We start from the raw sequence: 6,128 nt of genomic DNA on the forward strand, positions 1-6,128 counted from the left end.
GTCCGCACGACAGTGCCGTTCGTGCGGTCAGAGGGTGCCCGGGGCGAGGTCGAGGGCCTGTTCCAGGTCGGTGAGTGCCTGGTCCTCGGCCGTCACCTTGATCGCCCGCATGCCGAGCGCAGCGGCGGGCTTGCAGTTGATGCCGAGGTCGTCGAGGTACACGCACTGCTCCGGCTCGACTCCCAACCCGGTGCAGACCATCGCGTAGATCCGCGGATCGGGTTTGCGCACGCCGACCTTGCTGCTCTCCACCACGTGGTCGAACCGCGCCATCACGCCGGCCACCGCGGCGGCCCGCTCCGCGGTCGGGGACATCTGCGCGCCGAGCCCCGTCGGGACGTTGTTGGTGAGACAGCCCAGCCGGTGGCCGCGCTGCTTGAGCAGGTCGATCGCGGCGACCATGCGCGGCCGGATGTCACCGGCGAGCAGGGCCAGGACGTCGGCGCCGCGCAGCTCGTGGCCGAGGTTCCGGGCCTCCTCGGCGAACAGCGCGTCGAAGCGCTCGGCGTCGATCTCCGCGCGCTCGAACAGGGCCCAGGCGTTGCCGTCGGGATCGGTGGCGTTGATCCGGCGGACGAGGTCGCGCGGCAGCCCGCGCTCGGCCTCGAGCCGGTTGAACGCCTCGAAGGGCGAGGACGTGATCACGCCGCCGAAGTCGAAGACGACGGCCGGGAGGTCGGACATGATGCGACTGTATGACGGCATCGGCCGTCGGAGGAGAACCGGACGCCGCCGGGGTCGAGGTCTGCGCGTGCTCCGGGCGTCGAGCGTCTGCGGGGCACCGGCGAGCAGGGTCGGTCGACGCAGCCCGGGCACGGTCACGGTCTGCCCGGCTCCGGCCGCGGACCTGCGGTCCCGGATGATGGGGGGGTGAGCGCGCCCGACCCCGTCACCTCCCGCCTGCTGGGCCCGGCGGAGGTTCGCGCGCTCGCCGAGCGGTTCGGGATCCGGCCGACCAAGAAGCTCGGGCAGAACTTCGTGCACGACCCCAACACGGTGCGGCGGATCGTGCGGGCCGCGGACCTCGCGGCCGCGGATGTGGTCGTCGAGGTCGGGCCCGGCCTCGGTTCCCTCACCCTCGCCCTGCTCCCCGCGGCCGCGCACGTGCACGCGGTGGAGATCGATCCCGCGCTGGCCGCGGCGCTGCCGGGCACGGCCGCGGAGTTCGCGCCGGCGCTGGCGGACCGGCTGACCGTGACGAACGTCGACGCCATGCGGGTCGGGACGCTGGACCCGGCGCCCACCGCGGTCGTCGCGAACCTGCCGTACAACGTCGGCGTGCCCGTCCTGCTGCACCTGCTCGCGGCCCTGCCGTCCCTCCGGAAGGGGCTGGTCATGGTGCAGCAGGAGGTCGTGGACCGGTTGGCCGCGGGTCCGGGGAGCAAGGTCTACGGGGTGCCCAGCGCCAAGCTCGCCTGGTTCGCCGACGCTCGCCGCGCCGGCCCGGTCCCCCGCGCGGTGTTCTGGCCGGTGCCCAACGTCGACTCCGGGCTCCTCGCCTTCACCCGCCGGGACCCGCCGCGGTGCGACGGCGCCGAGATCGACCGGGCCGAGGTGTTCGCCCTGGTCGACGCGGCCTTCGCGCAGCGGCGCAAGGCCCTGCGTCCGGCGCTCGCCGGGTGGGCGGGGTCCGCCGCGGCGGCGGAGCAGGCCCTGCGTGCCGCGGGGATCGACCCCATGGCCCGCGCCGAGACCCTGGGGATCGAGGACTTCGCCCGTCTCGCCGGGCACCGCCCCCGGTGACGCGCTTTCCGTCGGTGCCGCGGCCTACCCTTTCACGGCGCACCGACCCGAGGAGAACCATGGCCGTCAGCGACACCGGCGCGAGCGCCGACCCCGGCACCCGTCCGGGCCCCACGGAGCAGCCGAGTCCCTGGCCGGCGCTGTGGGCGCTGGTGCTGGGCTTCTTCATGATCCTCGTGGACTCCACGATCGTCACCGTGGCCACCCCGGCGATCCAGGCCGACCTCGCCGCGAGCGTCGACGGCGTGGTGTGGGTGACGAGCTCGTACCTGCTCGCGTACGCGGTGCCGCTGCTCATCACCGGGCGGCTGGGGGACCGGTTCGGCCCGCGGCGGGTCTATCTCGTCGGGCTGACGCTGTTCACCCTCGCCTCGCTGTGGTGCGGGTTGACCGGGTCGATCGCCTGGCTCGTGGTGGCGCGGGTGTTCCAGGGCCTCGGCGCGTCGATGATGACGCCGCAGACCATGGCCGTGATCACCCGGACCTTCCCGCCGCGGAAGCGCGGCCAGGCGATGAGCCTGTGGGGTGCCGTGGCGGGCGTCGCCACGCTGGTCGGGCCGATCCTGGGTGGTGTCCTGGTCGACGGGCTCGGCTGGGAGTGGATCTTCTTCGTCAACGTCCCGGTCGGGATCGTGGGGATCGCGCTCGCCCTGCGCTGGGTGCCCGAGTTGCCCACGAGCGTGCACAGCTTCGACCTGGTGGGCGTCGCGCTGAGTGCCGCCGGGATGTTCCTGCTGGTCTTCGGCATCCAGGAGGGACAGAGCCACGACTGGGCGCCCGGGATCTGGGGGCTGATCCTGTCCGGGATCGCGGTGCTGGCGGCGTTCGTGTACTGGCAGTGGCACAACCGCGGCGAGCCGCTGATGTCCCTGACGCTGTTCCGGGACCGCAACTTCACCCTCGCCAACATCGCGATCACCACGGTCGGGTTCGCCGTCATCGCGATGTCCTTCCCGATCTTCTTCTACGCGCAGGGCGTGCTCGGGCTGACCCCGACCCGGTCGGCGCTGCTGCTCGTCCCCATGGCGGTGCTCTCGGGCGTGCTGGCCCCGTTCGTCGGACGACTCACGGACCGGGCGCACCCGCGCTGGCTCGCCGGGTTCGGCATGGTCTCGTGGTCGGCGGCGCTCGCCTGGCTGGCCGCGGTCATGGAGCCGGGCGTCGCGATCTGGCACCTGTTGCTGCCCATCGCGCTGCTGGGCATCGGCAACGCGTTCGTCTGGGGCCCCGTCGCCACCACCGCCAACCGCAACCTCCCGCTCACCCAGGCCGGGGCCGGCGCGGGCGTCTACAACACCACGCGGCAGGTCGGGGCGGTGCTCGGCAGCGCGGGCATCGCCGCGTTCATGGAGTCGCGGATCGCGGCGAACCTCGGGGGTGGCGGGGGCGCGCCGGTGGGGGAGAGCATCGCGGCCCTCCCGCCCGCCGCGTACGCGCCGTTCACCACGGCCATGTCCCAGGCGCTGCTCCTACCGGCCGGGGTGCTGCTGATCGGGCTGGTGGCCGTGCTCACCTTCACCGTCAGCCTGCGTCCCGAGCGCGGTCAGTAGGGTTGAACGGTGCTCTCCGCCGTTCGTCCTCCGGTCACCGTCCGGGTGCCCGCGAAGATCAACCTGCACCTGGCGGTGGGCGGCGTGCGCGCGGACGGCTACCACGACCTCGTGACGGTCTTCCACGCCGTGAGCCTGTTCGACGAGGTCGCGGTGTCGGCCAGCGACGAGCCGGGCCTCGAGGTGCACGGTGAGGGCGTCTCCGAGGTTCCCGTCGACGACACGAACCTGGCCTGGCGGGCCGTCGAGCTGCTGGCCCGGCGCTCCGGCCACGACCCGACCGTGCGCGTCGTGCTGCGCAAGGGCATCCCCGTCGCCGGCGGGATGGCCGGCGGGAGCGCGGACGCGGCGGGAACGCTGGTGGCGCTGTCGGCGTTGTGGAAGCTGGATCTGAACCGGGACGAGCTGTCGTCCATGGCGGCCGAGCTGGGCAGCGACGTCACCTTCGCCCTGCACGGCGGCACCGCGCTCGGCACCGGTCGCGGGGAGCGGATCGTCCCGGTCCTGTCGCGGCACCCGATGCACTGGGTCATCGCGCTGGCCCGGCGCGGGCTGTCCACGCCGACGGTCTTCTCCGAGCTGGACCGCTTGCGCGGCGACCAGGAACCGCCGGACCGCCCGGTCGAGCCGGTGCTCGGCGCGCTCGCCCAGGGGGACCCGCGCCAGCTCGCGCTCTCGCTGGGCAACGACCTGCAGGCGGCCGCGGTCAGCCTCGCACCCGACCTGCGCCGTACCCTGAGGGCAGGGGTCAACGCGGGGGCGCTCGCCGGGATCGTCTCCGGCTCCGGCCCCACCTGCGCGTTCCTCTGCTCCGACGCCGAGTCGGCGGTCGAGGTCGCCGCGGAGCTCGCCGGCGTCGGCGTCTGCCGCACGGTCCGCGTCGCGCACGGACCCGTCCCCGGGGCCCGCGTCGTCGACGCGGACGAACCCCCACCCGTACCGCCCGCCCCGAGCGGGTCGCCCTGGCCGCCCGCCCGGGCCTGAGAGAGGACCGATGGCCGGACAGAACCTGGTCAACCTGGAGAACGTCACCGCACACGTCCCCGGCGATGCGTCCCGCGTGCTGCTCGACGCCGTGTCCCTCGGCGTCGAGCGCGGCAAGCGGGTCGGCGTCGTCGGCCTCAACGGTGGCGGCAAGACCACCCTGCTCGAGGTGCTCGCGGGGCGCCGCGCGCCCGACGGCGGGCGGGTCTCCCGGCTCGGCGGGCTGAAGCTGGCCTACCTGACCCAGGGGGACGACTTCCCGCCCGGTGCGCGGGTCCGCGACGTGGTGCTCGCGCACTACGACGCCGACCACGAGTGGGCCTCCGACCCGAAGGCGCGGGACGTCCTCGGCGGTCTCGGCCTGCGCGACCTGGAGCGGACCGTCGACGGGCTGTCCGGCGGCGAGAAGCGCCGCGTGGCGCTGGCCCGAGCCCTGCTCGGCGAGCCCGACCTGGTGGTGCTCGACGAGCCCACCAACCACCTCGACATCGAGGGCGTGACCTGGCTGGCCGCGCACCTGCTCTCCCGGCGGTGCGGGGTCGTGGTCGTGACGCACGACCGCTGGTTCCTCGACGCCGTCTGCACCCGGACCTGGGAGGTCGCGAACGGCCGCGTCGAGAGCTACCTCGGCGGCTACCAGGACTGGGTGTTCGCGCGGGCCGAGCGCGCCAAGCAGGCCGACGCCGCCGAGGCGCGCCGGCGCAACCTGGCCCGTAAGGAGCTGGCGTGGCTGCGGCGCGGTCCGCCCGCCCGGACCTCGAAGCCGCGGTACCGGATCGAGGCAGCCGAGGCTCTGATCGCCGACGTGCCGCCGCCGCGCAACACCGTCGAGCTGCTGAACTTCGCCACGAACCGGCTCGGCCGCACCGTCCTCGAGCTCGAGGACGCCACCGTGAAGATCGGTGAGCGGACCCTGCTCGACCACCAGACCTGGCGGCTCGGCCCGGGCGACCGGATCGGGATCGTCGGGGTCAACGGCTCCGGCAAGACCACCCTGCTCAAGGCGCTGACGGGCGAACGACCGCTCGACGGCGGGAAGCGCGTCGAGGGCAGGACGGTCCAGCTCGCGCAGCTCACCCAGGACCTGGTCGACCTGCCGAAGGACATGCGGGTGCTGGAGGCGGTCGAGGCCGTCGCCAAGTACGTCCGGTTCGGCAAGGAGGAGATGACCGCGTCGCAGGTGGCCGAGCGGCTCGGCTTCCCGGCGGCCCGCCAGTGGACGCCCGTCGGCCGGCTCTCCGGTGGCGAGCGCCGCCGCCTGCAGCTCACCCGGCTGCTCATGGCCGAGCCCAACGTCCTGCTGCTCGACGAGCCGACGAACGACCTCGACGTCGACACCCTGACCAACCTCGAGGACCTGCTCGACGGCTGGCCGGGCACGCTCGTGGTGGTCAGCCACGACCGCTACCTGACCGAGCGGGTGTGCGACACGGTCGTGGCGCTGTTCGGCGACGGGAGGATCACCCACCTGCCGGGCGGGATCGAGGAGTACCTGCGCCGCCGGGAGGCCGCCGGGACGTCCACGGAGGCCCCGCGGGCCGCCGCGGCCCCGGCGCCGAAGGCGGCCCCCGCGGTGAGCGCCGCCGACCAGCGCGCCGCCCGGAAGGAGGCGGCGCGGCTCGAGCGGAAGATGGAGCAGCTCACGAAACGCGAGGGGCAGCTGCACACGAAGCTGGCCGAAGCCGCGACCGACCCACAGAAGCTGATGGAGCTCTCCGCCGAGCTGAAGACCGTCGAGGCCGAGCGGGAGTCCGTGGAGCTGGAGTGGCTCGAGGCGGCGGAGAAGGCCGAAGCCTGACCTTGTTCGCGTCATGGCTCCACAACGCGCATCCGAGGCGTCTCTCGCGCATT

Annotated in this window: 5 protein-coding genes; 4 read left to right on the top strand and 1 reads right to left on the bottom strand. The window is 73.8% G+C overall.

Features of this window, described 5'->3' with window-relative positions:
* Positions 1-27 precede the first annotated feature (27 nt).
* Positions 28-684 (bottom strand): HAD-IA family hydrolase, encoded by a 657-nt coding sequence (locus ACL02T_RS25130; RefSeq protein ID WP_412833225.1) that lies wholly within the window; start codon positions 682-684, stop codon positions 28-30.
* A 186-nt stretch (positions 685-870) separates the two neighbouring features.
* On the opposite strand from ACL02T_RS25130, the gene rsmA reads away from it, so the two are divergent.
* The 4 genes from rsmA to ACL02T_RS25150 are packed head-to-tail and all read left to right on the top strand — an operon-like array spanning position 871 to position 6,075.
* A complete protein-coding gene (gene rsmA, locus ACL02T_RS25135; protein WP_412833226.1) occupies positions 871-1,743 on the top strand; it encodes a 16S rRNA (adenine(1518)-N(6)/adenine(1519)-N(6))-dimethyltransferase RsmA in 873 nt (290 codons plus the stop codon).
* A gap of 59 nt (positions 1,744-1,802) precedes the next feature.
* Positions 1,803-3,293, top strand: coding sequence for a DHA2 family efflux MFS transporter permease subunit (locus ACL02T_RS25140; protein WP_412833227.1), 1,491 nt, complete (start codon positions 1,803-1,805; stop codon positions 3,291-3,293).
* A 9-nt stretch (positions 3,294-3,302) separates the two neighbouring features.
* A complete protein-coding gene (locus tag ACL02T_RS25145) occupies positions 3,303-4,277 on the top strand; it encodes a 4-(cytidine 5'-diphospho)-2-C-methyl-D-erythritol kinase (RefSeq protein ID WP_412833228.1) in 975 nt (324 codons plus the stop codon).
* 10 nt (positions 4,278-4,287) lie between these two features.
* A complete protein-coding gene (locus ACL02T_RS25150; protein ID WP_412833229.1) occupies positions 4,288-6,075 on the top strand; it encodes an ABC-F family ATP-binding cassette domain-containing protein in 1,788 nt (595 codons plus the stop codon).
* The last annotated feature ends 53 nt before the right edge of the window (positions 6,076-6,128 follow it).

Origin of the sequence: Pseudonocardia oceanicola (genome assembly GCF_047200735.1) — a bacterium.
In the GTDB taxonomy this organism is placed as follows: Bacteria; Actinomycetota; Actinomycetes; order Mycobacteriales; family Pseudonocardiaceae; genus Pseudonocardia.

Bases quoted from the DNA above. Each gene is read 5' to 3' on its own strand.
- ACL02T_RS25130 (WP_412833225.1), bottom strand. From the start codon at position 684: ATGTCCGACCTCCCGGCCGTCGTCTTCGACTTCGGCGGCGTGATCACG.
- ACL02T_RS25140 (WP_412833227.1), top strand. From the start codon at position 1,803: ATGGCCGTCAGCGACACCGGCGCGAGCGCCGACCCCGGCACCCGTCCG.
- ACL02T_RS25150 (WP_412833229.1), top strand. From the start codon at position 4,288: ATGGCCGGACAGAACCTGGTCAACCTGGAGAACGTCACCGCACACGTC.